Source organism: Streptomyces sp. NPDC059003 (genome assembly GCF_042740445.1).
Lineage (GTDB): Bacteria > Actinomycetota > Actinomycetes > Streptomycetales > Streptomycetaceae > Streptomyces.
Genome location: NZ_JBHYJH010000440.1, coordinates 1 through 1,304, shown reverse-complemented (window position 1 = coordinate 1,304; position 1,304 = coordinate 1). Strand labels below are relative to the sequence as shown.

Below are 1,304 nucleotides of genomic sequence, written 5' to 3'. Positions count from 1 at the left end.
GGCTATGAATAGCCCGTCCGGCGTTCGAGGACGAGCGCGAAGCGCGCATAAAAGGGGGCCCGGGGGCGGAGCCCCCGGATGCGCCGGTGTGGGCCCAGGGGCCAGGAACAGGTAGCGTGCGTAACGCGCCTGCGGCAGCAGTCTTCGGCCGCGCGCCTGCTGGCCATCCCGCAGAATGGATGGCATAGGTGCGCCCGGTGACGTCGGGCGCGGACGTCGACGCGGCCCTCAGGTCCGCTCCGTCCGTGCCCCCGCGTAAGGGTGGCGCACTCGTGAGACGGCGTAGGAGAGAAGCGATACCTGTGAGCGCAGCGACAACGCGAAGCCGTACCCAGCGCACCCCGCGCACCCCCGACCGCCTCTGCGCCGAGGCGGTCGGTCTCGCCCGCGCCGCGGCCGAGGAGGCCGCCGCTCCGGGTGTGGTCGGTGAGCATGTCGAGGTCGTCGTGGAGGGCGACCGCGTGGTCACGCACCTCTTCGAGTGCAAGGAGATGGGCTACCGCGGCTGGCGCTGGGCGGTGACCGTGGCCCGCGCGTCCCGCGCGAAGGTCGTCACGCTCGACGAGACGGTGCTCCTGCCGGGCCCCGACGCGCTGCTCGCGCCCGAGTGGGTGCCGTGGAGCGAGCGTCTGCGCCCCGGCGACATGGGGCCCGGTGACCTGCTGCCGACGGACGCCGAGGACCTGCGCCTTGAGCCGGGGTACTCCGGCGAGGACGCGCCGCCGCCGAACTCCGTCCTGTCGGAGGAGATGGCCGAGCGCGTCGACGCGGAGGACGCCGACGTCACCGACGGCGCCCCCGCCGACATCGTCACGGCGCCCGCGCGCGGCTCGATCGCGGCCGTCGCCGAGGAGCTGGGCACGCGGCGGGCCCGCGTCCTCTCGCGGTACGGGCTGCACACGGCCGCCGACCGGTGGGACGAGGGGTACGGGGCGAAGACCCCGATGGCGCAGGCAGCGCCCGCGTCCTGTGTGAGCTGTGGGTTCCTGGTGGCGATCGGGGGGTCGCTCGGGCAGGCCTTCGGGGTGTGTGCGAACGAGTTCGGGCCCGCGGACGGGCGTGTGGTGTCTCTTTCGTACGGGTGTGGGGGGCATTCGGAGGCCGCGGTCATGCCGAAGCCGCCGCGGCCGGCTCCGCCGGTCCTCGACGAGACGAAGGTCGACGTTCTCCCCCTCCGCCCCGCCCCCGACGCGGGCTCGGTCACGGCGGCGGGGCCTACGGAGGACTTGGGCCACTCGTAGGCCAACCTCACCCCGAAAAGCAATCGGCCTCCGGCCTCGTCCTCAAACGCCGGACGGGCTGAA

Annotated in this window: 1 protein-coding gene; it reads left to right on the top strand. The window is 73.8% G+C overall.

Annotated features, from left to right (window positions below; translation table 11 throughout):
* Window positions 1-302: 302 nt before the first annotated feature.
* Window positions 303-1,241 (top strand): DUF3027 domain-containing protein, encoded by a 939-nt coding sequence (locus ACFWZ5_RS46445; RefSeq protein WP_384805677.1) that lies wholly within the window; start codon window positions 303-305, stop codon window positions 1,239-1,241.
* Window positions 1,242-1,304: the final 63 nt, after the last annotated feature.